The organism is Pseudomonas syringae pv. tagetis (genome assembly GCF_022557255.1).
GTDB lineage: Bacteria > Pseudomonadota > Gammaproteobacteria > Pseudomonadales > Pseudomonadaceae > Aquipseudomonas > Aquipseudomonas caricapapayae.
Genome location: NZ_CP092923.1, coordinates 242479 through 267413, shown reverse-complemented (window position 1 = coordinate 267413; position 24935 = coordinate 242479). Strand labels below are relative to the sequence as shown.

At 59.2% G+C, this 24935-nt stretch carries 26 protein-coding genes and 1 other RNA gene; 12 read left to right on the top strand and 15 right to left on the bottom strand.

The features are described from left to right. Positions 1 to 35 precede the first annotated feature (35 nt). The 4 genes from MME58_RS01240 to MME58_RS01225 form a co-directional block, all read right to left on the bottom strand. Positions 36 to 1265, bottom strand: coding sequence for a 2-octaprenyl-3-methyl-6-methoxy-1,4-benzoquinol hydroxylase (locus MME58_RS01240; protein WP_055005585.1), 1230 nt, complete (start codon positions 1263 to 1265; stop codon positions 36 to 38). A 51-nt stretch (positions 1266 to 1316) separates the two neighbouring features. After that, positions 1317 to 2504 (bottom strand): 2-octaprenyl-6-methoxyphenyl hydroxylase, encoded by a 1188-nt coding sequence (ubiH, locus tag MME58_RS01235; protein WP_055005586.1) that lies wholly within the window; start codon positions 2502 to 2504, stop codon positions 1317 to 1319. Beyond that, entirely contained in the window at positions 2501 to 3835 is a 1335-nt protein-coding gene (gene pepP / locus MME58_RS01230) for a Xaa-Pro aminopeptidase (protein WP_055005587.1), read from the bottom strand. The genes ubiH and pepP overlap by 4 nt, the downstream gene beginning before the upstream one ends. 75 nt (positions 3836 to 3910) lie before the next feature. Next, the gene (locus MME58_RS01225; protein WP_054985522.1) at positions 3911 to 4465 is read right to left on the bottom strand and encodes a YecA/YgfB family protein; all 555 of its coding nucleotides are present in this window, start codon (positions 4463 to 4465) and stop codon (positions 3911 to 3913) included. 150 nt (positions 4466 to 4615) lie between these two features. On the opposite strand from MME58_RS01225, the gene MME58_RS01220 reads away from it, so the two are divergent. From MME58_RS01220 to MME58_RS01205, 4 genes are all read left to right on the top strand, one after another. Further along, positions 4616 to 4825 carry a TIGR02449 family protein gene (locus MME58_RS01220; RefSeq protein WP_002551573.1) on the top strand — a complete coding sequence of 70 codons (210 nt, stop codon included), beginning with the start codon at positions 4616 to 4618 and terminating at the stop codon, positions 4823 to 4825. After that, entirely contained in the window at positions 4822 to 5151 is a 330-nt protein-coding gene (locus MME58_RS01215; RefSeq protein ID WP_003317331.1) for a cell division protein ZapA, read from the top strand. Before MME58_RS01220 ends, MME58_RS01215 begins: the two co-directional genes overlap by 4 nt. Positions 5152 to 5181: 30 nt before the next feature. After that, a non-coding RNA gene (gene ssrS / locus MME58_RS01210) (6S RNA) lies at positions 5182 to 5360 on the top strand. Positions 5361 to 5454: 94 nt separating this feature from the next. Further along, positions 5455 to 6066 carry a 5-formyltetrahydrofolate cyclo-ligase gene (locus tag MME58_RS01205; RefSeq protein WP_055005588.1) on the top strand — a complete coding sequence of 204 codons (612 nt, stop codon included), beginning with the start codon at positions 5455 to 5457 and terminating at the stop codon, positions 6064 to 6066. A gap of 45 nt (positions 6067 to 6111) precedes the next feature. On the opposite strand, the gene MME58_RS01200 is transcribed toward MME58_RS01205, so the two are convergent. Beyond that, on the bottom strand, positions 6112 to 6264 hold the full coding sequence (locus tag MME58_RS01200) for a hypothetical protein (protein ID WP_004655149.1): 153 nt from the start codon (positions 6262 to 6264) through the stop codon (positions 6112 to 6114). 194 nt (positions 6265 to 6458) lie between these two features. Between MME58_RS01200 and MME58_RS01195 the strand changes: the two genes are divergently transcribed. Next, on the top strand, positions 6459 to 6908 hold the full coding sequence (locus tag MME58_RS01195; protein ID WP_055005589.1) for an EVE domain-containing protein: 450 nt from the start codon (positions 6459 to 6461) through the stop codon (positions 6906 to 6908). A 6-nt stretch (positions 6909 to 6914) separates the two neighbouring features. Here the strand turns inward: MME58_RS01195 and MME58_RS01190 are convergent, their stop codons facing one another. Continuing rightward, entirely contained in the window at positions 6915 to 7322 is a 408-nt protein-coding gene (locus MME58_RS01190) for a flagellar basal body-associated protein FliL (RefSeq protein ID WP_054985525.1), read from the bottom strand. A 130-nt stretch (positions 7323 to 7452) separates the two neighbouring features. On the opposite strand from MME58_RS01190, the gene MME58_RS01185 reads away from it, so the two are divergent. Then, positions 7453 to 8445 (top strand): NADPH:quinone oxidoreductase family protein, encoded by a 993-nt coding sequence (locus MME58_RS01185; RefSeq protein ID WP_055005590.1) that lies wholly within the window; start codon positions 7453 to 7455, stop codon positions 8443 to 8445. 210 nt (positions 8446 to 8655) lie between these two features. Here MME58_RS01185 and MME58_RS01180 read toward each other — a convergent pair whose 3' ends face one another. Together MME58_RS01180 and MME58_RS01175 are read right to left on the bottom strand one after the other, a co-directional pair. After that, entirely contained in the window at positions 8656 to 9291 is a 636-nt protein-coding gene (locus MME58_RS01180) for a hypothetical protein (protein ID WP_055005591.1), read from the bottom strand. Beyond that, positions 9288 to 9953 carry a TonB family protein gene (locus MME58_RS01175; RefSeq protein ID WP_371913021.1) on the bottom strand — a complete coding sequence of 222 codons (666 nt, stop codon included), beginning with the start codon at positions 9951 to 9953 and terminating at the stop codon, positions 9288 to 9290. Before MME58_RS01175 ends, MME58_RS01180 begins: the two co-directional genes overlap by 4 nt. A gap of 275 nt (positions 9954 to 10228) precedes the next feature. Between MME58_RS01175 and glpT the strand changes: the two genes are divergently transcribed. Then, entirely contained in the window at positions 10229 to 11578 is a 1350-nt protein-coding gene (gene glpT, locus MME58_RS01170; protein ID WP_054985529.1) for a glycerol-3-phosphate transporter, read from the top strand. Here glpT and MME58_RS01165 read toward each other — a convergent pair whose 3' ends face one another. The 6 genes from MME58_RS01165 to MME58_RS01140 form a co-directional block, all read right to left on the bottom strand. Further along, on the bottom strand, positions 11579 to 12247 hold the full coding sequence (locus MME58_RS01165; RefSeq protein ID WP_054985530.1) for a gamma-glutamylcyclotransferase: 669 nt from the start codon (positions 12245 to 12247) through the stop codon (positions 11579 to 11581). Between the two features lie 208 nt (positions 12248 to 12455). Continuing rightward, a complete protein-coding gene (locus tag MME58_RS01160) occupies positions 12456 to 13424 on the bottom strand; it encodes a CDP-6-deoxy-delta-3,4-glucoseen reductase (RefSeq protein WP_055005592.1) in 969 nt (322 codons plus the stop codon). Beyond that, positions 13424 to 14890 (bottom strand): 4-hydroxy-3-polyprenylbenzoate decarboxylase, encoded by a 1467-nt coding sequence (gene ubiD / locus MME58_RS01155; protein ID WP_054985532.1) that lies wholly within the window; start codon positions 14888 to 14890, stop codon positions 13424 to 13426. The genes MME58_RS01160 and ubiD overlap by 1 nt, the downstream gene beginning before the upstream one ends. 127 nt (positions 14891 to 15017) lie before the next feature. Beyond that, the gene (gene rho, locus MME58_RS01150) at positions 15018 to 16277 is read right to left on the bottom strand and encodes a transcription termination factor Rho (protein ID WP_002551560.1); all 1260 of its coding nucleotides are present in this window, start codon (positions 16275 to 16277) and stop codon (positions 15018 to 15020) included. Between the two features lie 231 nt (positions 16278 to 16508). Further along, positions 16509 to 16838, bottom strand: a complete 330-nt coding sequence (gene trxA / locus MME58_RS01145; RefSeq protein WP_054985533.1) for a thioredoxin TrxA — start codon at positions 16836 to 16838, stop codon at positions 16509 to 16511. Positions 16839 to 16958: 120 nt separating this feature from the next. Then, on the bottom strand, positions 16959 to 17663 hold the full coding sequence (locus MME58_RS01140; protein ID WP_054985534.1) for a FadR/GntR family transcriptional regulator: 705 nt from the start codon (positions 17661 to 17663) through the stop codon (positions 16959 to 16961). Positions 17664 to 17913: 250 nt separating this feature from the next. Between MME58_RS01140 and MME58_RS01135 the strand changes: the two genes are divergently transcribed. The 5 genes from MME58_RS01135 (at position 17914) to ppx (ending at position 22726) form a co-directional block, all read left to right on the top strand. Then, positions 17914 to 18699 carry a transporter substrate-binding domain-containing protein gene (locus MME58_RS01135; protein ID WP_054985535.1) on the top strand — a complete coding sequence of 262 codons (786 nt, stop codon included), beginning with the start codon at positions 17914 to 17916 and terminating at the stop codon, positions 18697 to 18699. 29 nt (positions 18700 to 18728) lie between these two features. After that, a complete protein-coding gene (locus tag MME58_RS01130) occupies positions 18729 to 19394 on the top strand; it encodes an amino acid ABC transporter permease (protein ID WP_055005593.1) in 666 nt (221 codons plus the stop codon). Further along, on the top strand, positions 19391 to 20041 hold the full coding sequence (locus tag MME58_RS01125; RefSeq protein WP_054985537.1) for an amino acid ABC transporter permease: 651 nt from the start codon (positions 19391 to 19393) through the stop codon (positions 20039 to 20041). The genes MME58_RS01130 and MME58_RS01125 overlap by 4 nt, the downstream gene beginning before the upstream one ends. After that, complete coding sequence (locus MME58_RS01120; RefSeq protein ID WP_055005594.1) at positions 20028 to 20762, top strand: amino acid ABC transporter ATP-binding protein; 735 nt, start codon at positions 20028 to 20030, stop codon at positions 20760 to 20762. The genes MME58_RS01125 and MME58_RS01120 overlap by 14 nt, the downstream gene beginning before the upstream one ends. Positions 20763 to 21223: 461 nt before the next feature. Next, positions 21224 to 22726 (top strand): exopolyphosphatase, encoded by a 1503-nt coding sequence (ppx, locus tag MME58_RS01115; RefSeq protein WP_054985539.1) that lies wholly within the window; start codon positions 21224 to 21226, stop codon positions 22724 to 22726. On the opposite strand, the gene ppk1 is transcribed toward ppx, so the two are convergent. Then, positions 22713 to 24923: a polyphosphate kinase 1 gene (gene ppk1, locus MME58_RS01110; RefSeq protein WP_055005595.1), complete on the bottom strand. Its 2211-nt coding sequence runs from the start codon at positions 24921 to 24923 to the stop codon at positions 22713 to 22715. The genes ppx and ppk1 overlap by 14 nt on opposite strands. Between the last annotated feature and the right edge of the window lie 12 nt (positions 24924 to 24935).

Here is a 24935-nt window from a genome sequence, read left to right as displayed (position 1 = left end):
GTGGGTATGCAGTTCTGGACGCTCCGCGTCCGATCCTAGCGTGCTTCGATCCGCGCCAGCTCAGGTAGATCCCCCGACAGCCCCAATGCCTCGCGCACGAAGAGCGCCTTGGCTTCGGGCATTCGGTTGACCATTTTCAAGCCGGTATTACGCAACCAGCGCAGTGGCAGCGGGTTAGCCTGGAACAGCCGTTCGAAGCCTTCCATTGCAGCCATCAGCGCCAGGTTGTGCGGCATGCGACGACGCTCGTAGCGACCCAGCACACGCATGTCAGACCAGCGTTCGCCGCGCACGGCAGCATGGGTCAGGACTTCTGCCAGCACGGCGGCGTCGAGAAAGCCCAGGTTCACGCCTTGCCCGGCCAGCGGGTGAATGGTGTGCGCCGCGTCGCCAATCAGGGCCAGGCCCTTGGCAACGTAACGCTTGGCGTGACGCTGACGCAGTGGCACGCATACGCGCGCATCGGCAGACAGCACCTGACCCAACCGCCCCTCGAATGCCTGTTCCAGCTCGCCGCAGAACAGATCGTCGTCCAGCGCCATCAGGCGCTCGGCTTCGGCAGGTGTGACTGACCAGACGATGGAGCACCAGTGCTCGCCTTCCCTCTCCAGCGGCAGAAAAGCCAGCGGGCCGTCATCGGTAAACCGCTGCCAGGCGGTTTGCTTGTGAGAGTCGGCGGTCTTCACGCTGGTAACGATGGCGTGATGCAGGTAATCCCATTCACGCGTCGGCGTTTCGGTCAGGCGGCGCACCGCCGAATTGGCCCCATCGGCAGCGACCACCAGAGGCGCACGCAACTGGCGACCATCCGCCAGGGTCAGCAGCCAGTCATCGCCGGAGTGACGCATCTGCTCAAGCCGCGCATTGGCCAGTAAACCGATGTCGCTGTCATGCAGGCGGTCGAGCAACGCATCCTGCACTACACGATTCTCGATGATATGACCCAGCACATCAGCGTGCACACTGGAGGCCGAGAAGTGAATCTGCCCGGTGCCGCTGCCATCCCAGACCTGCATGTGCGCATACGGGCTGATGCGTCGCGCCGCAATGCCTTCCCATACGCCCAGCCGATCAAGAATCCGCTGGCTGGCCGCCGACAAGGCGCTGACCCGCGGCTCGAAGGTGGACTGTTGATCAAAGGGCTTGACGCTCACCGGCCCACCGTCGACCACCAGCACATCAAGACCGCTGCCCTGCAACGCCAGGGCCAGGGCGCTACCGACCATTCCGGCTCCGACAATCAGCACATCTGCGCGCGTTTCCATGGTCAAACCGTTCTCGCTTGCGGCCGAAGCCCTGTGTTTAAAGTCTGTAATTCACACATCGGATCGAGTCCCCAGGCCCATGGCCTGACGGGCGAACCAGCGTTTGGCAGCCGGCAACAGGTCCAGGCCCAGCAAGCCGAGATTACGCCCGGTGGCAACTGCCGACTGAGTGCTGCCGAACAGGCGTGTAACCTTGTCGGAGAACCCCACCGTCAACTGTTGATCCTGGCGCTGGCGCTCCCGGTAGCGCTGCAGGGTAGGCAGATCACCGAGCGAGGCGTCGCTGTCGAGCAGCGTCTCGGCCAGTGCATCGGCGTCGCGCAGCGACAGATTGAAACCCTGACCGGCAATTGGATGCAGGCTGTGCGCGGCGTTACCCAGAATCACCAGATTAGAGCGCACCTGCTCCTCAGCCTCGACCAGCGCCAACGGGTAGACATGCCGCGCACCGACCTGACGCAGCGTGCCCAGACGATAGCCAAACACGCCCTGCAGTTCTTCAAGAAAACGGCGGTCATCCAGCTCGGCAAGACGCTGCGTGTCGTTGCCCGGCCGCGTCCAGACCAGCGCACAGCGGTTTTCAGGCAATGGCAACAACGCCATCGGCCCGTCATCGGTGAAACGTTCGAACGCCTGTCCGCAGTGCGCTTCGCTCGGTGTGATGTTGGCAATCAGCGCACTCTGGTCGTAGGGCCGCTGGCGCACGCCGATACCCAGCTGCTCGCGCAGGCTGGAGCGACCACCGTCGGCGAGCACGGCCAGATCACAATCCAGTTCGGTTTCATCACTCAGGCTCAGGCGATAACCATTGGCCAGCGGCTGCATGTGCCTGACCTCGGCGGGCACTCGCCAACTGACGACATCACGATCCAGCCCCGCCCACAGAGCCTGACCGAGCCATGCGTTTTCGACGACATAACCGAGCGCCGGAACGCCCTCTTCAATTGCAGACAGGCGGGTAGCGCCAAAACGGCCACGGTCCGAAACCTGAATTTGCAGGATCGGCTCGGCGCGTCGGGTTATCTGCTGCCAGAGGCCAAGACGCTCATAGATCCGCCGCGCGCCGAACGACAGCGCAGAGGAGCGCGCGTCGTAGCTGGGTTGCCAGGCTTCACCCGGCGCGAATGGCTCGATCAGCACGATCTTCCAGCCGCGTGCCTTGGCCCCGGCCTGCAGCGAAAGTGCGAGGCTTGCACCCACCAGCCCGCCGCCGACGATAGCGATATTGAAGCGGCTCATGCGACCTGTGCCCGTGCAGCCGCCATCAGCGCCTCGATCTCGGCGACGGTCTTGGGCACGCCGCCGGAGAGGATTTCACAGCCCTGCCGGGTTACAACCACGTCGTCCTCGATGCGCACACCAATACCTCGCCATTTCTTCGCGACTTCCAGGTTGTCGGGGGATATGTAAATCCCGGGTTCAACAGTCAGTGTCATGCCGACCTCCAGTACGCGCCACTCGCCACCGACCTTGTATTCGCCGACGTCGTGAACATCCATGCCCAGCCAGTGCCCGGCACGGTGCATGTAAAACATCTTATAGGCCTCGCTCTCGATCAACTGATCGACATCGCCTCGCAGCAGGCCCAGCTCAACCAGCCCGGCGGTAATCACCTTGACCGTTGCCTCGTGCGCCTGGTTCCAGTGCTTGTCGGGACCGATGGCCTCGAAGGCTGCATGCTGTGCCTTGAGCACCAGCTCATAGATGGCTTTTTGCTCGGGTGAAAACCTGCCGTTCACCGGAAAGGTGCGGGTGATGTCGCTGGCATAACAGTCGATTTCGCAGCCTGCGTCGATCAGTACCAGGTCACCGTCCCTGAGCACGGCATCGTTCTGCTGGTAATGCAGGATGCAACCGTTGCGCCCCGAGGCCACGATGGAGCCATAGGCCGGCATCTTCGAGCCGCCTTTGCGGAATTCATAATCAAGCTCGGCCTCCAGGCTGAACTCATGCAGACCCGCACGGCAGGCCTGCATGGCTCGTACGTGAGCCCGAGCAGAGATGTCTGCCGCACCGCGCATGACTTTGATTTCTGCCGCCGACTTGTAGAGACGCATATCGTGCAACAGATGGTCCAGCGCGACGAACTCCTTGGGCGGCTGGGCACCGAGGTGTGCCTTGGAGCGAATCACATTGATCCAGTCCATCAGGTGCCGATCGAACTCGGGATTGCTGCCCATCGCCGAATAGACCCGGTCACGGCCTTCGATCAAGCCCGGCAGGATTTCATCGATGTCGTTGATCGGGAATGCATCGTCTGCACCAAAATCCCGGATCGCACCTTCCTGTCCGGCGCGCAGGCCTTCCCACAGCTCGCGTTCGGGATTGCGTTCACGACAGAACAGTACGTACTCGCCATATTCACGCCCGGGGATCAGCACCACCACGGCTTCCGGTTCGGGAAAGCCGCTCAGGTATTGAAAGTCGCTGTCCTGCCGGTAGATGTGCTCGACATCGCGGTTACGAATGGCAACCGCAGCGGCTGGCAGGATGGCGATGCTGTCAGGCTCCATCTGAGCCATCAGGGCCTTGCGGCGGCGAGCGTACTCGGACTTCGGGATCTGAATCATGGGCAGCAGGCGTCCTGATGGAGGCCACCGGTCAGTGCTGTTGCCAGCACGGGCCGGTGTCGCAGTGATGGGCAATCAGTGCAGAGAAGGCTTGGGTTGCGGCGCAGACGGTTCGTTGAATTCGGTAAACAGCAGCAATGGGGCTACGCGCATGTACTCCATGACTTCCATGTAGTCGGTCTCGCCATCTTCGGATTCTTCCAGCGCGTCCTGAACCTGGGCAATCGCCGCCAGATCCTCAAGCACAGCCTTGGCCTCGGTGCCGAGCGCCTTGTCGCCAATGGCCAGACCAAAACCCGCCAGAAATCCCTGGCACCACTGGCCCAACGCACCAGCGCGCTCGGTCAGCGGCTCGTCGTCACCCGGCAGCAGCAGCACGACAGTCATGTCGTCACCGGTGAGTTCGCCCTTGACCATCTCTTGCAGGCCGACAAGCGCCGCACGGATATTGTCCTGCGGCTCGGTTTCCAGCAGCACCGAAGCATCGGCGAACCAGCCTTCGTTATCGAAACCGGCACCTGCGCAACTGCGCCCCAGCAGCAAGCCATGCAGCTCGGCGGGGGATACCTGGTGACCGCCACTGTTGAGCAGAGTGGCGAACGCTTTGTACGGAGAATTCTGAATGGGCATGGGTAGCTAGTCGCCAAACGGCGCAATGTCTAGAATGAAGGCCTTGTATCCTAGACTATCCGCGCGACAAGATCACCCGGACGGCGGTTCGAGCTTGAGCACAAGCATCGCTCCCCCTGCCATTCATCAGAAAGTATTCAGTGGAAAACAATGGAAGACACCGACCTGCAAGCGCTGATGAAACGTGTGGAGCTGCTCCTGAAGTATGCCGAGCAACTTAAAGGCCAAAACGCACTCTTATTAGCTCAGGAAAAAACCTGGCGCGAGGAACGCGCTCAACTCATTGAAAAAAACGAAATCGCCCGGCAGAAGGTCGAGTCAATGATTTCGCGCCTTAAAGCCCTGGAGCAAGACTCATGAGCAATGGCAACAGCGTTACCGTTCAGATCCTCGACAAGGAATACTCCATCATCTGCCCTCAGGAAGAGCGCACCAACCTGGTCAGTGCCGCCCGTTACCTGGACGGCAAGATGCGTGAAATCCGTAGCAGCGGCAAAGTCATCGGCGCAGACCGCATTGCCGTAATGGCTGCCCTGAACATTACTCACGATCTGCTGCACAAAGAGCATCTGCCTGATGTACAGACCAGCGGCTCGACCCGCGAACAGGTCCGGGATCTGCTCGACAAGGTCGATCTGGTGCTCGCCACAGACACGCCCGGCACACCGGACTCAACTCGGGGCTGATTATTACGGGGCATTTCTGTATACTCGCGCTGCTCCCTGGAGTGCTTGCCAGTCGGTCATGTCCCTGAGCCGATACGCACAACCACGGGGGTTGCACGTTGGGGTTGGTGTGCATGTCCGCTCGACGGAAAGCCTTAAAACCTCCTGCAATCTCCACCTTGAACTTTCGGGTTCAAGGGCTAAACCGACAGCGGTTCGTCGGGGAGTCCATATTCAGTTCGTTGCCAGCCCAGCTGTCTGGCAACGACAATCCTGCTCTGGCTTCAACCTCCTTTCCGGATCAGCCTGCATGACCTTCCGCTCATGATCAGCGCCCAATCGCTCACTCGTCCGCAATTGCGCCGCCAGCTACGCTCAGCGCGCAGGGCGCTGAGTCGCAGCCAGCAACGTGCAGCTGCACGGGACGTTTACCGGCAACTGGCGCAGCACCCTCTTTTTCGGCGTGCCCGACATGTTTCGTTGTACCTGCCGATGGATGGCGAGATCGACCCACGGCTATTGCTGCGTGAAGCACAGCGCCGTGGCAAGGCAACCTATCTGCCGGTGCTCAACGCATGGCCACGCACCCGCATGGTTTTTCAGCGCGTACGCCCCGGCGAGACATTCATCCCCAACCGTTTCCGTATCCCCGAGCCGCGCATCGTCAGGGCAAAGCAACGCCCTGTCTGGGCGCTCGACCTGATCCTGATGCCCTTGGTAGGTTTCGATGACGAAGGCGGTCGCCTGGGCATGGGCGGAGGTTTCTACGACCGCAGCCTGGCGTATCTGGCGCGCAGAACGACCTGGCGCAAACCGGTGTTACTGGGGCTGGCTCACGAGTGTCAGAAAGTCGATCGACTGGCGCAGGCCAGTTGGGATGTACCGCTGCAAGGCACGGTATCGGATAAAGGCTGGTATGTGACGCAGACACTCTGATCGTTCAGCCAACAAGGCAATCAACGATCAAAGCAGAAACAGGGCCTAATGCCTGCCGGGGACTTTTTGCTGTTGTTGAGTGATTTCGACTGGAGCGTCATCCTTGCTGGTCCACAGGCTCTGCGCATAACCGGTTGTCACGACACCCAAGCCAAACAGAATAACCAGAATCCAGAGTAAATCAGGCTTGCGTTTCATTGACTGCCCTCCTTAGGCAAATCAATACGATGTCAGCATCGGTTCTTGTAGAGGCCGTGCAACAGCGTGGAGCTTTAAAGGGCGGCATTTTGCGGTAACGTGAACCGGTACGCAAATAGTGGCGCAAGCCGATTGTCGGTTTGTCATCAAACTGTCGGTAATACTGTGAACTTTTTGTCTCTGGAGTGAGAGCAATGGCCTATTGGCTGATGAAGTCCGAGCCTGACGAATTCTCGATCAGCGACCTGCAACGACTGGGCAACGCTCGCTGGGACGGGGTCCGCAACTATCAGGCGCGTAATTTTCTGAGGACCATGACCGAGGGCGACGAATTCTTTTTCTACCATTCCAGTTGCCCGGAGCCCGGAATCGCCGGTATTGGCAAAATTGCCAAGGCCGCTTATCCAGACCCTACTGCGCTTGACCCCGAGAGCCACTATCACGACGCCAAGGCGACTGCGGATAAAAATCCGTGGAGTGCCATTGACGTCGAATATGTGGATATCTTCAAACACGTGCTGGGGCTGGGTTATCTGAAGCAACAAAGCCAGCTGGAGCAACTGCCTCTGGTACAGAAAGGCAGCCGGCTCTCGGTCATGCCGGTCACCGCCGAACAATGGGCGGCGATCCTGGCACTGCGGTGAAGAGCGTTATTGAACGATGAAGTTATTGAACAGCAAGTCTTCGACAATCGGCTTGCCTTCTTCATCGTTCATCACGCGCTGAACCTGCTTAAGTGCTTCCTGACGAATGTTTTCCTTGGCTTCGGCGCTGCTCATGGAATCCACCGACTGCTGAGTGAACAGCGACACCAGTTGATTACGGATCAATGCGTCATTACGCTTCACGGCAGCCTCGGCATCGGCACCCGTTACACGCAAGGCAATGTCAGCCTTGTAGACGCGCAGCTTAGGGCCGCCATCCAGCGCGTAATTACCCACGAACGGAGGCGTCAGCGAAACATATGCCGCCTTGGGCGCTCCCCCTTCTTCCTTGGCTTCTTCCTGCGCCATAACGGGCAATGACAAGGCCAGCAACATCAGAATCCACGCTTTCACAGTCCACTCCTTAATCCGGTTTGCCACGTAGCTTACAGCTTATGTGTGCTTATCAGGCAGGGCCATGCTTGTTGACCCGGGAACCCGCTTAACTGACTTTATCGGCCATTACCGAAAAAGGAATAGCCCGATGAAAGCCCTGTTATGCAAAGCCTTCGGTCCTGCCAGCACACTGGCGCTCGAAGACGTCCCCGGCCCCGCGTTCAAAAAGAACGAAATCCTTCTCGACGTGCACGCCGCCGGGGTCAACTTTCCCGACACGTTGATCATCGAGGGCAAGTACCAGTTCAAGCCGCCCTTCCCGTTCTCACCGGGTGGCGAGGCCGCAGGCGTGATAGCGGCCGTAGGTGAAAACGTCAGCCACCTGAAAGCTGGCGACCGCGTCATGGCACTCACCGGCTGGGGCAGTTTTGCCGAGCAGGTCGCCGTTCCCCACTACAACGTACTTCCAATTCCGCAGGGCATGGACTTCACCACTGCCGCCGCATTCAGCATGACCTACGGGACCTCGATGCACGCCCTTAAACAACGCGGCCACCTGCAACCCGGCGAAACCCTGCTGGTGCTGGGCGCATCCGGCGGCGTCGGCCTGGCCGCCGTGGAGATCGGCAAAGCCCTCGGCGCCCGCGTCATCGCCGCCGCCAGCAGCGCAGAAAAACTCGAAGTGGCCAGAAACGCAGGTGCAGACGAGCTGATCAACTACAGCGAAACCAGCCTCAAGGACGAAGTCAAACGCCTCACCCACGGCAACGGCGCCGACGTGATCTACGACCCGGTCGGCGGCGACCTGTTCGACCAGGCCATCCGCACCATCGCCTGGAACGGCCGCCTGCTGGTCGTCGGCTTCGCCAGCGGCCGCATCCCCGACCTGCCCGTCAACCTGACCTTGCTCAAGGGCGCTTCGGTGGTTGGCGTGTTCTGGGGCTCGTTTGCGCAAAGACAACCGCAGGACAATGCTGCGAACTTCAAGCAGTTGTTTGCCTGGTTTGAAGAAGGGAAATTGAAGCCGCTGGTGTCGACGGTTTATCCGCTGGAACGGGCCGGGGAGGCGATTGATTTGTTGGGTGGGCGCAGGGCTGTGGGGAAGGTGGTTATCGTCACGCCAACAAAACCATCCAACTAACCAAAAACCAAGCGACACAATACATATATGTCATTAATACTATCGAAATCGCGATCACCGACGTCTCGAATGCGATCAGCGCTCACGGGGCGTTCGACATGAGTCAGCTTGAAGCGATTCAAATATGAGCGCGACTCACTAACCGCTCACCCACAGTGCCGAGGCCAACGCATTAATGCTTTGGTCCCGGCACTTCGCTGATACCCCTTCCTACAAAGCGTTCCTCACATTCTCTGGCAAATAATCCACGTACTTGCGCATCGGATTTTTTTGGCATTGAGCGATGACGCCCGGTGTCGCCTCTAGCAGCTCAAGAACCAGAGCCTCACGCTCGTCCAAGGTGAGAAACTGCTCTATGACCGGACTGCTCGACAAGTACAATTCTGTCCGCATTAGCGCATCCGGCTTGACATCCTTGCGCCATCTGCGCCCCTCGACCATTTCCGTATTCAACTGCCAGCACCACACCTGCTTCAGCTCGACATTGGATGCCAGCGGCGGGTTGGTATGTGGCCGCCCCGTGAAATTGAACGTGACCGTAACGGCTTCGCCCTCGGGGTGAGAGGCCGGCGGCTCCCAAGGTTCGAAGACCCACTGTTCAACAGCACTTCGGGTCAGACTGATGAACCTCGGATCGGGTGCCCCGAGCACTTCGAGGAAGCGCACGCCTCCATCGGCCTGAATGAAAACCCTGACGCTGATACTCTTTTTTGCGGAGGAACGAAGCATTGATGTCGGATAGCCCGGCTCAGGCGTATACAACGGCACCGGATACGACGGCAACGCCTGTGCTACCCCCGCCCAAAGCAACCCTGTAAACATCATGCACCCCAGCACACGGCTCATTCGCGGCCCTCCACTTGCTCGGCCAAGCCGACCATCAACGCCTTGATGGGCGTCGGCAGATAGTCGCCGTACAGACGATCGGGATTGCTTCGGCAATTGCTGACTATCATCGGTATTGCGGCACCCAGCTGCACAAGCAAGACCTGGCGTTGGGGCTCGCTACGCAGGTGGGCAACATGGCTGCCGAACAGCGCCTGCCCGGTGTACCAGAACACGTCGACTTTGCTCAGCGGCTCTTTGGGGTAGTCCTGGCGGGCGGATTTCACTTCTTCGTTGAGGTAGCCGCAACGGATGTTGCCGAGGCCGACGTTGACTTCGGTGTTGAAGCGCCGATAGCCGTGGGAGCCGAAAATCACCGGGACGGTGATTGTGGCCAGCGGTGGCGCGCCGACGGTGCCGATCCAGGGTTTATAGCGCCATTGGCGCAGTGCTTCCTCCGCTGCTGCGGCGAGCTGCGGATGGCCGCTCTCGACGGCTCTGACTTCGCGGACCTGCCCGTCGGACTTTATCCACAGCTGTGCCCGGACCTTGCCTGCATAGCGAGTCTTGACCAGTTCAGGAGGAAACACTGGTGTGGGCGTGTACACCGGCACCAGAAATGACTCCGCCGCGCCAATGGGCGGGGCCAGTGCGACGGCAATCATGAAGGCGGAAATTCTCATTGTTATATGGGCTCATCGTCTTGGTGCGCCCCGTTGGCGCAATGAAAACGATGGTAAAAGGCTGCCGGCAGGTCCGTAAGCACACGACTTCCGGTAGACCTGTAGGAGCAATCCCAAACGTTTGAAACACATACAAACGTTCGGCAAATGTTCATAAAACAACAGAAAAACGTCCGTATCTCCTACAAAAAATCAGCCCAGAGGCACTGCTTTTTTCTGTAATGAAAATGTAATATTCGCATTCGCAAAAAAAAACAATAATCAGGAGCTTCTCCATGTTCGGGTTTTTCCGCCCCGCCAGGCATCAGGCACCCCTTTCCGAAGAAAAGGTCGACAGCACTTATCGGCGTCTACGCTGGCAAATCTTCGCAGGCATCTTTATCGGCTATGCCGGTTACTACCTGCTGCGCAAGAATTTCTCGCTGGCGATGCCGTATCTGATCGACGAAGGCTATACGCGTGGCCAACTGGGCGTTGCGATGTCGGCCATTGCGATTGCCTATGGCTTGTCGAAATTCCTTATGGGGATCGTTTCGGACCGCTCCAACCCGCGTTACTTCCTGCCGTTCGGCCTGCTGGTTTCTGCCGGGATCATGTTCATCTTCGGCTTCGCGCCCTGGGCGACGTCCAGCGTCACGATCATGTTCGTCCTGCTGTTCATCAATGGCTGGGCGCAGGGCATGGGCTGGCCGCCAAGCGGGCGCACGATGGTCCATTGGTGGTCGCAGAAAGAGCGCGGCGGCGTGGTGTCGGTTTGGAACGTGGCGCACAACGTCGGCGGCGGCCTGATCGGCCCGCTGTTCCTGCTCGGCATGGGCTGGACCAACGACTGGCATGCGGCGTTCTACGTGCCGGCGGCGGTTGCGTTGCTGGTCGCGGTGTTTGCCTTCGCGACCATGCGTGACACCCCGCAATCGGTCGGCCTGCCGCCTATCGAGCACTACAAGAACGATTACCCGGAAGGCTACGATGCCAGCCACGAAGAGGAATTCAGTGCCCGAGAGATCTTCGTCAAGTACGTGCTGCGCAATAAATTTCTGTGGTACATCGCGATGGCCAACGTATTCGTTTATCTGCTGCGCTATGGCGTACTGGACTGGGCACCGACTTATCTGAAAGAAGCCAAGCACTTCACGGTCGACAAGACCTCATGGGCCTATTTTCTGTATGAGTGGGCAGGCATTCCGGGCACATTGCTGTGCGGCTGGATGTCGGACAAGATCTTCAAGGGCAATCGCGGCCTGACCGGCATGGTGTTCATGTTCCTGGTGACCATCGCCACGCTGGTGTACTGGCTGAATCCTGAAGGCAACCCGACCGTCGACATGATCGCGCTGGTGTCCATCGGCTTTCTGATCTACGGCCCGGTCATGCTGATCGGCCTGCAGGCGCTGGAACTGGCGCCGAAGAAGGCAGCGGGCACAGCAGCGGGCTTTACCGGGCTGTTCGGCTATCTGGGCGGGTCGGTCGCGGCCAGCGCGGCGATGGGCTACACGGTCGACCACTTTGGCTGGGATGGCGGCTTCGTGCTGCTGATCGGCGCGTGCATTCTGGCGATGGTGTTCCTTGCACCGACGCTGCGGCACAAACAGGTCGCCAGCACGTCCCGCGACAGCAAAGGCTGATCAGGCAGTCTCCGACTTGCAGCGCTTAAGCCGCGCCTCCAGATTCAGGTCTGGCATGGCGTGGCTGCGCAGGGCCCTGGCGGTCTGTTCTACGTAATCGCGGGTGGTTCCATAGCGTCCACTGGCGCTGGCCAGCACCTGACTCAGCACGCTGTCCGGCAGGTTGCCCGCATAGCTGGGCAAATGCCGCTCCAGCACGAAGCCCAGCGCCTGTACTTTTCTGCCGTCTTCAAGACGGCAGTTGAGCCAGTGAGGACGATACGAGGGATAGGGCATTTCGCGCTCCCACAATGCGAGTAGCGACTTCTCCAGACACTCATCAGGCAACCGATAGGCGAAGCCGGTACATGAGCCGCCGCGATCCAGCCCGAACACCAGACCCGGCACTTCCGGCGTACCGCGATGTTCGTGCGACCACAGGTAAAGCCCGCGGTGATAACCGTGCACTCGACCGCGCTGGCTCTCTACGGCGGTGCACTCGGGACGCCAGATCAGCGATCCATAAGCGAACAGCCAGACCGGACCGCCTTTATGAAGGCGCATGGTGGCGTTCATGGATGCGAGCAGTTGCTCGCGGGTAAGCTGCGGACCCAGATCGATAACGGGCGGGTACGTCAGGCCAAGGCCGTCATGCACCGCAGCGGCCAACTCGTTGATTGGATTCTCCATTTGCCTCCCTGACAGTCTGACTGTCAGTCTTTACCGAGCCCCGCTGACTCGCTCGTGGATGAGCGGCATCAGGGTGTCGTGGTTCGGTTGTTGCCACAGACCACAGGCCTGTCTTTACAAAAAATTGCCTGGCGAACGGCTGACATCGCCATCAGCGATAAGCAGGTAAAGCAATTTACACTCCAGTCAGGTCGCCGTCAGTCCGGCATTATGGACGCGGCGCGTAGGCGAACACGTCTGCGCGCATCTGATGAGCATCCATCCCGGCGCTGACAAGCGCGTCCAGTGTTCCGTAGATCATCGCAGGCGAGCCGCTGGCGTACACATGAACCGCCGACAGATCCGCAATGTCCTCGCAAACCGCCTCGTGCAGCAAACCACAGCGCCCTTCCCAGCCACACAGATCGCTGACGACCTTGTGCAGGAACAGATTCGGCAGTGTCGACCACTCGTCCCAGTGGCTGACCTGATAAAAATCTTCCGGGCGACGGACGCCCCAGTACAGATGAACAGGGTGGCTGAAGCCTGTGGAACGACAGTGTTCGATCAAGCTGTTCATCTGCGCCATGCCAGTACCGGCAGCGATCAGAACCAGTGGCCCGTCCGACAACTCGGCAAGGTGGGTATCACCGAACGGCAGCTCGACCCGCGCCATGCGGTTGCGCTGCAACTGCTCGATCAGACTGCGCGCACTGTCCTCACGTACCAGCACATGCAGCTCAAGATCACGACCGCTGTGCGGCGCCGACGCGATGGAGAATGCCGACTTCTCGCCGCTCTCCCGTTCGATCATCAGGTACTGCCCGGCGTGGTAGCGCGGCGGCTTGCCTGCCGGAGCACGCAAGCCTACCCGCCAGACATCACCACCGACCTCGACGCACTCGCTCAACTGACAGGCAAAACTGCGAACCGGCAATTCACCTTTGGCCAGCACACCATCCCAAAGCACGATGCAATCTTCCAACGGCTCTGCTACACACGTATGAATCTCGCCGTGATCAAGCGTCTGACCTGCCTGTTTTACACACCCCTCGACCAGCAATGCCGCGCAGACATGACAATTGCCGTTGCGACAGCTCTGCGGGCATTCGTACCCCAGGCGCTGTGCGGCATCGAGAATCCGCTCGCCCGGCAGGGTTTCCAGCACCGCACCGGACGGCTGCAAGGTTACGCGCATCAATCTATTCCCAACTGATTCCAGATCTCGTCCACCCGGCGTATGGTGGCTTCGTCCTTGACGATAGCCCTGCCCCACTCACGCGTGGTCTCGCCTGGCCATTTGTTAGTGGCATCCAGACCCATTTTCGATCCCAATCCGGACACTGGAGAGGCGAAATCGAGGTAATCGATGGGCGTGTTGTCGATCATGACCGTGTCGCGCTTGGGGTCCATGCGTGTGGTGATAGCCCAGATCACGTCGTTCCAGTCACGCGCATTGATGTCGTCGTCGGTGACGATCACGAACTTGGTGTACATGAACTGCCGCAGAAACGACCAGACCCCCAGCATCACACGCTTGGCGTGACCGGGGTATTGTTTCTTGATGGTCACGACCGCCATGCGGTACGAACAGCCTTCGGGCGGCAGATAGAAATCGACGATTTCCGGGAACTGCTTCTGCAGAATCGGCACGAACACTTCGTTCAGTGCGACGCCCAGGATGGCGGGCTCATCCGGTGGACGCCCGGTGTAGGTACTGTGGTAGATCGGTTTGATCCGGTGCGTGATGCGCTCGACGGTCAACACCGGGAAGCTGTCGACTTCGTTGTAGTAGCCGGTATGGTCGCCGTAGGGGCCTTCATCGGCCATCTCGCCCGGATGAATCACGCCCTCAAGCACAATCTCGGCGCTGGCTGGCACCTGCAGGTTGCTGCCACGGCACTTGATCAGCTCGGTACGCGACCCACGCAGCAACCCGGCGAAAGCATATTCGGACAGGCTGTCCGGTACCGGCGTCACGGCACCGAGGATAGTCGCGGGGTCGGCACCCAGCGCCACGGCAACCGGATAAGGCTCGCCGGGATGCTTGGCACACCATTCGCGAAAGTCCAGCGCACCGCCGCGATGACTGAGCCAGCGCATGATGATCTTGTTGCGGCCAATCACCTGCTGACGATAGATACCAAGGTTCTGGCGCTCTTTATTCGGGCCTTTGGTAACGGTCAGCCCCCAGGTGATCAGCGGTGCGACATCGCCCGGCCAGCAGGTCTGCACGGGCAGCATGCCGAGGTCGACATCGTCACCTTCAATGACGATCTCCTGGCACGGCGCATCCTTGACCACCTTGGGGGCCATGGCGATGACTTTGCGGAAGATGGGCAGCTTGGACCAGGCATCTTTCAAGCCCTTGGGCGGCTCGGGCTCTTTCAGGAAGGCCAGCAGCTTACCGATCTCGCGCAGCTCACTGACAGCTTCCGCGCCCATGCCCATGGCCACGCGCTCGGGTGTGCCGAACAGGTTGCCCAATACCGGGATATCAAAGCCGACCGGTTTTTCGAACAGCAGAGCCGGCCCCTTGGCACGCAGGGTACGGTCGCAGATTTCAGTCATTTCCAGCACAGGCGAGATCGGCATCTGGATGCGTTTCAACTCTCCGCGCTGCTCAAGCTGCTGCACGAAATCCCTAAGATCTTTGAATTTCATTAACCCGGCCATTTATCCAATAGACGCACATCGTACCTGCTCCAGCCCGCCAAGGCAGCTAATCGGCGATGCGCAGGCAAAAAAAATGGTGCCCCGAAAGGCACCATTTTTTGTTTCAGCCTGCCAGTTACTTGCGCTTCATGGACAGGAAGAACTCGTCATTGGTCTTGGTCTGCTTGAGCTTGTCGATCAGGAACTCGATAGCCGCGACTTCGTCCATCGGGTGCAGCAGCTTGCGCAGGATCCACATGCGCTGCAGCTCGTCATCAGCGGTCAACAGCTCTTCGCGGCGTGTGCCGGAACGGTTGATGTTGATGGCCGGGAACACACGCTTCTCTGCGATCTTGCGATCCAGAGGCAGCTCCATGTTGCCAGTACCCTTGAACTCTTCGTAGATGACTTCATCCATCTTCGAACCGGTTTCAACCAGTGCGGTGGCGATGATGGTCAGCGAGCCGCCTTCTTCGATGTTCCGCGCGGCACCGAAGAAACGCTTTGGCTTCTCGAGTGCATGGGCATCGACACCACCGGTCAGCACTTTGCCGGAGCTCGGGATGACAGTGTTGTAGGCACGCGCCAGACGGGTGATGGAGTCGAGCAGGATGACTACGTCTTTCTTGTGCTCGACCAGCCGCTTGGCCTTCTCGATCACCATCTCGGCAACCTGTACGTGACGGGTTGGCGGTTCGTCGAACGTCGAGGCAACCACTTCGCCGCGCACGGTACGCTGCATTTCGGTTACTTCTTCCGGACGCTCATCGATCAGCAGAACGATCAGATGCACTTCCGGATTGTTGCGCGTGATGTTCGACGCGATGTTCTGCAGCATGATGGTCTTGCCCGCCTTTGGCGGCGCAACGATCAGACCACGCTGACCTTTACCGATCGGTGCACACAGATCGATCACACGACCGGTCAGGTCTTCGGTGGAACCGTTACCGGCCTCCATCTTCATGCGAATCGTCGGGAACAGCGGCGTCAGGTTTTCGAACAGAATCTTGTTCTTGGCGTTTTCCGGACGGTCGTAGTTGATCGTGTCGACCTTGAGCAGAGCGAAATAACGCTCGCCTTCCTTCGGTGGACGGATCTTGCCAACGATGGTGTCGCCGGTACGCAGGTTGAAACGGCGGATCTGGCTGGGGGAGACATAGATGTCATCCGGGCCGGCCAGGTAGGAAGCGTCTGCAGAGCGCAGGAAACCGAAGCCGTCCTGGAGAATCTCCAGCACGCCATCACCGGATATTTCCTCGCCACTTTTGGCGTGCCGTTTAAGCAGGGAAAAAATGACGTCCTGCTTGCGCGAACGGGCCATATTTTCTATGCCAGCCTGTTCGGCCATTTCGAGCAATTCGGTAATCGGCTTTTGCTTGAGTTCAGTCAGGTTCATATGGGGAATGACGTAATCATGTATGGAGGGGGAAATTAAGCTTTTGGCTTAATGAGGCCGCGCCGCAGAGAAGGCGACAGGATCGCGTACTAAATCGAAAGGAGAGCGTCGGCGACGGCTAGCAGGGGGCAACGGAGAAGCCGTTGCGGGGCCGAATGTACCACCTGATTTTCCAGGCGTCTAGTGCACCAGCCGAAAAAAACCCCGCTATTTGCGGGGCTTTGAAACGCCTCAGATATTGGCGTCGAGAAACGCAGCCAGCTGCGACTTCGACAGAGCGCCGACTTTGGTCGCTTCAACATTGCCGTTCTTGAACAGCATCAGCGTAGGGATACCGCGCACGCCATGCTTGGCCGGGGTGTCCTGATTTTCATCGATGTTAAGTTTTGCAACAGTCAGCTTGCCTTGGTAAGTGGTAGCGATTTCATCCAGTACCGGGGCAATCATCTTGCAGGGGCCACACCACTCAGCCCAGTAGTCAACCAGCACGGCACCATCAGCCTTGAGAACTTCGGCTTCAAATGTGGCGTCGGTGACGTGTTTGATCAGGTCTTTGCTCATGGAAGTCTCCGAGGTCATAGGCTAAAACGACGCCCATCATAGCGGGCTGCAAGTCATTCAGGAAGCGAAGGTTCATTGAGTCTGGCTATGATGATGCATGACTGGAGTTATGGCACGCGCTCAACCGGAAGGCGAAACGAACACGATACCGGTACGAAGCGCTGCACCACGGATGTGGTCCTGCATGGCCTTTTGCGCAGGCCCCGACGCATGCCGTGCCAGCGCACGGAGGATCTTGCGGTGCTCCTGCCAGGTTTCCATGACCCTTGCTGCACGTATGAACGGCATTTTCTGGCTCTCGAGGAAGATGTCGGCACCTGCGGTCACGATTCCCAGCATGGCCTGATTGCCACTGGCGATCAGGATGTGCCGGTGAAACTCGAAATCCAGCCGGGCCGCAGCCTCGAAGTCACCGGCACGCAACTCCAGACGCATCGCTTCGACATTGTCTTCAAGCACATCCCGTTCGTCAGCGGTGAGGGTGACGGCTGCCAGGCCAGCGGCGAAGCCTTCCAGGGCATATCGCAGCTGGAAAGTGTCAGCCGGTGAAACCTGAGCCTCAAAAGGCCAGGAAAAACCATTCGTGCGCTGTTCTGGTTCAGAAACAGACTGCACAAATACGCCTTTGCCCGGCTGGACGCTAACCACCCCCAGTGCGCTGAGCGATGACAAAGCCTCACGCAAAGACGCCCGACTGACGCCCAGCAGGACGGCCAGATCACGCTGCGACGGCAGGCTTTCTCCAGGCTTGTAACCTTGCTCGGCAATCAACTTGCGAATGGCCCTGAGGGCTGATTCGGGTACGGCGAGTGAAGTGTGCGGCATCACTGTTCAGGCCAGTCAGTCCAGTAAAAACCCCTTTTATCCCCATACCGAAGATTCGGCAAGCGACGCCCAGCACTGGGGCGGCGGGGCTTCAAAGCGCGCCAAAGCAGGGCGCGCCGCTCTTCGACTGGTCAGACCAGTAAGACCATAAACGTCCTGCAAACCTTGAGTTATGGCACGTGATAGCCGGATGGCATGCGCTGTGCACTGGAGACAGGCCAACATCCCACGTTTCGCCCGGAGACTTCATATGACCAAGCGTTACAGCGCCCTGCTTACTGCATTGTTTGCCAGTCTGATGCTGAGCCAGACACCCGCCCACGCCAACGGCCTGGACGACGTTGTAGCGCGCGGCACCCTGAAGGTTGCCGTACCGCAGGACTTCCCTCCATTCGGCTCGGTCGGCCCGGACATGAAACCTCGCGGACTGGACATCGACACCGCACAACTGCTGGCCGACAGGCTGAAGGTCAAGCTGGAACTGACGCCGGTCAATAGCACTAACCGCATCCCGTTCCTGACCACCGGCAAGGTTGATCTGGTGATCTCCAGCCTGGGCAAGAACCCGGATCGCGAAAAAGTCATCGACTTCTCCCGCGCTTATGCTCCGTTCTACCTCGCGGTATTCGGTCCGCCTGAGTCTCCGGTCAAGGACATCGCCGACCTGAAGGGTAAGACCATCAGTGTCACCCGTGGCGCCATCGAGGACATCGAGCTGTCGAAAGTTGCACCGGAAGGCGCAACCATCAAGCGCTTCGAAGACAACAACTCCACCATCGCCGCCTACCTGGCCGGGCAGACTGACCTGATCGCCAGCGGTAACGTGGTGATGGTCGCCATCAGCGAGCGCAACCCCAAGCGCATTCCGGCGCTGAAAGTGAAGCTCAAGGACTCTCCAGTCTATGTCGGCGTGAACAAAGGCCAGCCGGAGCTGCTGGGCAAGGTGGACGAAATCCTGAACGCCGCCAAGGCTGACGGATCGCTGGAAAAAGCGTCCCAGACCTGGCTGAAGCAACCGCTGCCCGCCGATCTCTGATCACCGCTTTCCGGTCACAGGATTCACCAATGGCTTATCACTTCGACTTTACACCGGTCCTGCAGAGCATCGATCTGCTGTTGCGCGGGGCTTTGTTCACGCTGGAACTGACTGCCATTGGCACCCTGCTGGGCGTCAGCCTCGGTATTGTCGGTGCCGTTGTAAGGGCCTGGAAGATCCAGCCCTTTGCAACGATATTCGCGATCTATGTCGAGCTGATCCGTAACACGCCGTTTCTGGTCCAGCTGTTCTTCATTTTTTTCGGGCTTCCGTCGCTGGGCGTGCAGATCTCGGAATGGCAGGCGGCGGTGCTGGCGATGGTTATCAACCTGGGTGCGTACTCGACCGAAATCGTGCGAGCGGGCATTCAGGCGATCCCCAAGGGGCAGCTCGAAGCGTCGGCAGCCCTGGCGATGAATCGTTATGAAGCGTTTCGCTACGTCGTCCTGATTCCAGCGCTGAGCAAGGTCTGGCCGGCGCTGAGCAGCCAGATCATCATCGTCATGCTGGGCTCGGCGGTTTGCTCGCAGATTGCCACCGAGGAGTTGAGCTTCTTTGCCAACTTCATCCAGTCACGCAACTTCCGCTCGTTTGAAACCTACATCGTGACGACGCTGATCTATCTGGCCATGGCCCTGCTGATCCGGCAACTGCTGGCCTGGATCGGGCGTCGCTACATATCGAGGAACAGCTGATGGATTTCACCCTCTGGGACATCCTGCGCAATCTGCTGATCGGCCTGCAATGGACCGTAGCCTTGTCACTGGTGGCCTTTATCGGCGGTGGCCTGATCGGTTTGCTGGTGATGGGCATGCGCACCTCGGAAAAATCCGGCCCGCGTGTGACCGCCAAACTCTATATAGAGCTGTTTCAAGGTACGCCATTGCTGATGCAGCTCTTTCTGGTGTTCTTCGGTGTCGCTCTGATGGGCATGAACATCTCGCCCTGGGCCGCGGCGGCACTGGCCTTGACGCTGTTTACCAGCGCCTACCTTGCCGAAATCTGGCGTGGCTGCGTGGAATCGATTTCCAAGGGCCAGTGGGAAGCGTCGGCCAGCCTGGCGATGACCCCGTTTGAGCAGATGCGCTACGTGATATTGCCTCAGGCCCTGCGTATCGCGGTTGCGCCAACAGTCGGCTTTTCCGTACAGGTGGTCAAAGGCACCGCTGTGACCTCGATCATCGGCTTTACCGAACTGACCAAGACCGGCAGCATGCTGGCCAATGCCACGTTCGAACCTTTCATGGTCTATGGCTTCGTTGCTCTGGGCTACTTCATCCTGTGCTACCCCTTGTCGCTGTGCGCGCGCCATCTGGAAAGGAGACTGCATGCCTCTGCTTAGAATTTCCGCCCTGCATAAATACTATGGCGATCATCACGTCCTGAAGGGCATCGACTTGTCGGTCGAGGAAGGTCAGGTAGTGGCGATCATTGGTCGCAGCGGCTCGGGCAAGAGCACCCTGCTGCGCACGCTCAACGGTCTGGAGTCGATCAACGATGGCGTGATCGAAGTCGACGGCGAGTATCTCGATGCCGCACGAGCCGACCTGCGCACCCTGCGGCAGAAGGTCGGCATGGTGTTTCAGCAGTTCAACCTGTTCCCGCACCTGAGCGTGGGTGAGAACGTGATGCTCGCGCCGCAGATCGTACAAAAGGTCCCCAAGGCCGAAGCCGCAAGGCTGGCAAAAAAGATGCTAGCGCGCGTGGGGCTGGGCGAGAAGTTCGATGCTTTCCCGGATCGCCTGTCCGGTGGCCAGCAGCAACGCGTGGCGATTGCTCGCGCACTGGCCATGTCACCCAAGGTTTTGCTCTGCGACGAAATTACTTCGGCGCTGGACCCGGAGCTGGTTAATGAAGTGCTCAGCGTTGTGCGCCAGCTGGCCGCCGACGGCATGACTCTGATCATGGTGACTCACGAAATGCGCTTCGCCCGTGAAGTGGGCGACAAGCTGGTGTTCATGCATCAGGGCAAGGTGCATGAAGTCGGCGACCCGAAAGTACTGTTCGCCAACCCGAAAACCCCGGAACTGGCGAACTTCATTGGCACCGTAGAACACGCGTGACAAGACCGGACGCAAAGCGTCCTGAACTGCATGCGACGCGGAGCGTCGCACGATAGTTGGGTCATCGTTCCTCCAGTGTTGGAACGCAGTGTTGGACGCCCCTGTGGAAGAGGACCGGGCGACGCTTCGCTTGTGTGGGAGCGGACTTGTCCGCGAAGGGGCCGGTACATTTCGCGAATATGTATCGCCTGAAACACCGTCTTCGCGAACAAGTTCGCTCCCACGTCCTTCGGCCAGAAGCCTGTAAGCTCAATTCTCCGGACTGTGTATAACGCCGAGCACTCCAACGCGGGAACGCAAAGCATCGGCACGGCAGTGAAAGAGCTATCACGTCGATCTGATAGCCATGCGCCACGTCACAAGAGTAATACCGGGTATTTCCGGTGCCTGAACAGCTTCGCGTTGGCGGCAAGCATGGATCGTGGCACGATGGTCCGGTTATCGAACCGGATTTCCTGACCATGCCGCACTCAACACCCAAGAATTTTTCACTGATCGCCGCCATCGACCTGGGCTCCAACAGCTTTCATATGGTTGTGGCAAAAGCCAATCAGGGCGAAATTCGCATTCTTGAGCGCCTGGGCGAGAAGGTGCAGTTGGCCGCTGGCATCGATGAAGAGCGCCAGTTGACCGAAGAATCCATGCAGCGCGGTCTCGACTGCCTGAAACGCTTTGCCCAGTTGATCAATGGTCTGCCGCTGGGTGCCGTGCGTATCGTCGGCACCAATGCCCTACGCGAGGCCCGCAACCGCAACGACTTCATTCACCGCGCAGAAGAAATTCTCGGCCATCCGGTGGAAGTCATCTCTGGCCGGGAAGAGGCGCGCCTCATTTACCTGGGCGTCTCCCACACGCTGGCCGACACCCCAGGCAAGCGCCTGGTGGCCGACATCGGCGGCGGCAGTACCGAATTCATTATCGGTCAGCGCTTCGAGCCGCTGCTGCGTGAAAGCCTGCAGATGGGCTGCGTGAGTTTTACTCAGCGCTACTTCCGCGACGGCAAGGTGACACCGGCCCGTTACGCGCAGGCCTACACCGCTGCCCGCCTGGAAATAATGAGCATCGAGCATGCACTGCATCGCCTGAAGTGGGATGAAGCGATTGGCTCTTCAGGTACCATCCGCGCTATCGGCCTGGCACTTAAGGCCAATGGTTATGGCGCCGGCGAGGTCAATGCCGAAGGGCTGGCCTGGCTCAAGCGCAAGCTGTTCAAGCTGGGCGATGTCGAAAAGATCGACTTCGACGGCATCAAGCCTGACCGTCGCGCTATTTTCCCCGCAGGCCTGGCGATTCTGGAAGCCATCTTCGATGCTCTTGAACTCAAGCGCATGGATCACTGCGAAGGCGCGCTGCGTGAAGGCGTGCTCTACGACCTGATGGGCCGCCACCATCACGAAGACGTGCGCGAGCGCACGCTCAGCTCGCTGATGGAGCGTTACCACGTCGATCTGGAACAGGCTGCACGCGTCGAAGCCAAGGCGCTGCATGCGCTGGAGCAGGTTGCCGATAGCTGGGAACTGCAGCATGAAAGCTATGCCGAACTGCTCAGTTGGGCGGCCAAGGTGCATGAGATCGGCCTGGACATCGCCCACTATCACTATCACAAGCACGGCGCGTACCTGATCGAGCATTCGGACCTTGCCGGTTTCTCACGCGAAGACCAGCAAATGCTCGCACTGTTGGTGCGCGGTCATCGCCGCAATATTCCCAAGGACAAGTTCGCCGATTTTGGCGCTGAAGGCATCAAGCTGATTCGCCTGTGCGTGTTGTTGCGCTTTGCGATTCTGTTCCACCACATCCGCGGCACCCAAGAGATGCCGCGCGTAGTGCTGCGTGCCGACGGTCCGAACCTGGACGCCGAGTTCCCGAAAGGCTGGCTGGAAAACAACCAGCTGACTCAGGCCGACTTCGCGCTGGAAGCGGAGTGGCTGACCCGAGTCGGCATCGTCTTCAGCGTACGCTGAGGACCGGGTTGCTCAGGCGCTCCAGCAGGGTCGCCTGAGCGCTTCGAGCGTTCTGGTTGCCAGTCGGCATGCTGCGCACGTAACGCCCGTCCGACTGCAGCAGCCAGCTGTGGGTGTTGTCGGTCAGGTAGCTTTCCAGCTCCTTCTTCACACGCAGAATCAACTTTTTGCCCTCGACCGGGAAGCAGGTCTCGACGCGCTTGTCGAGGTTGCGCTCCATCCAGTCGGCACTCGACAGGAACATCTGCTCGTCGCCGCCATTGAGGAAGTAGAACACCCGTGTGTGCTCCAGGAAGCGGCCGATGATCGAGCGCACGTGGATATTGTGCGAGACCCCCGCAATTCCCGGACGCAGGCAGCACATGCCGCGCACCACCAGATCGATACGCACGCCGGACTGGCTGGCCTTGTACAACGCACGGATGATCTTCGGATCGGTCAGCGAGTTGAACTTGGCGATGATATGCGCAGGCTTGCCATCGAGTGCGAATTGCGTTTCGCGGGCAATCATGTCGAGCATGCCCTTCTTGAGCGTGAACGGCGCATGCAGCAGCTTCTTCATGCGCAACGTCTTGCCCATGCCGATCAGCTGACTGAACAGCTTGCCGACGTCTTCGCACAATGCGTCATCGGAGGTCAGCAGGCTGTAGTCGGTATACAGACGCGCATTGCCGGCATGATAGTTACCGGTCCCGAGGTGCGCGTAGCGGACGATTTCACCCGCTTCGCGACGCAGAATCAGCATCATCTTGGCGTGGGTCTTGAAGCCGACCACACCGTAGATCACTACCGCACCCGCGGCCTGAAGACGGCTGGCCAGTTGCAGGTTGGACTCTTCGTCAAAACGGGCACGCAATTCGATCACTGCAGTGACTTCCTTGCCGTTACGTGCAGCATCGACCAGCGCGTCGACGATTTCCGAGTTCGCACCGCTACGGTACAGCGTCTGGCGCACGGCCAGAACGTGCGGGTCCTTTGCAGCCTGACGCAGCAGGTCGACCACTGGCGTAAACGACTCGAAAGGGTGCAGCAACAGGATGTCCTGCTTGCTGACCACGCTGAAAACGTTTTCGCTGTTCTGCAGCAGCTTGGGAATGGCTGGCGTGAATGGCGGGTATTGCAATTCCGGGTGGCTGTCCAGGCCGGTAATGCTGAATAGGCGCGTCAGGTTGACCGGCCCATTGACCTGATACAGCTCGGACTCGTTCAGGTTGAACTGCTTGAGCAGGTAGTCCGACAGGTGTTTAGGGCAGGTATCGGCCACTTCCAGGCGCACCGCATCGCCGTAACGACGCGAGAACAACTCGCCACGCAGGGCGCGCGCCAGGTCTTCCACGTCTTCCGAGTCCAGCGCCAGATCGGCGTTTCGAGTCAGGCGGAACTGATAGCAGCCCTTGACCTTCATGCCCTGAAACAGATCGTCGGCGTGGGCGTGGATCATCGACGACAGAAACACGAAGTTGTCGCCAGGCCCGCAGACCTCTTCCGGCACCTTGATGACACGCGGCAGCAAACGCGGTGCCGGGATGATCGCAAGGCCCGAATCGCGACCGAAGGCATCGATGCCTTCGAGTTCGACGATGAAGTTTAGGCTCTTGTTGACCAGCAACGGGAACGGGTGCGTCGGGTCAAGACCGATCGGAGTGATGATCGGCGCGATCTCGTCACGGAAGTAGCGCCGTACCCAGGCCTTGAGCTTGGCCGTCCAGTGCCGACGGCGAATGAAGCGGACCTGATGCTTTTCCAGCTCCGGGAGCAAAATGTCGTTAAGGATCGCGTACTGACGATCAACATGGCCATGCACCAGCTCGCTGATTCTGGCCAGCGCCTGATGCGGTTGCAAACCGTCGGCACCGGCCTGCTCACGGGCAAAGGTGATCTGCTTCTTCAGGCCGGCAACACGAATCTCGAAGAACTCATCGAGGTTGCTGGAGAAGATCAGCAGAAACTTCAACCGCTCCAGCAATGGGTAGGACTCATCGAGCGCCTGTTCCAGTACCCGGATATTGAACTGCAATTGCGACAGCTCACGGTGGATATACAGGCTGCTGTCGTCCAGGTTCGGAGCGACGATAGCGGGCACCGCAGCAGCGGGTGCCTCAATGGCCGGGATTACTTCGATGTCAGGTTCAACCACGGGCGTAGCCTCCGGGACATCGACTTCAACAGCGGCTTCGATGAGTGCTTCGGTATTCATGAATGTTCCTGT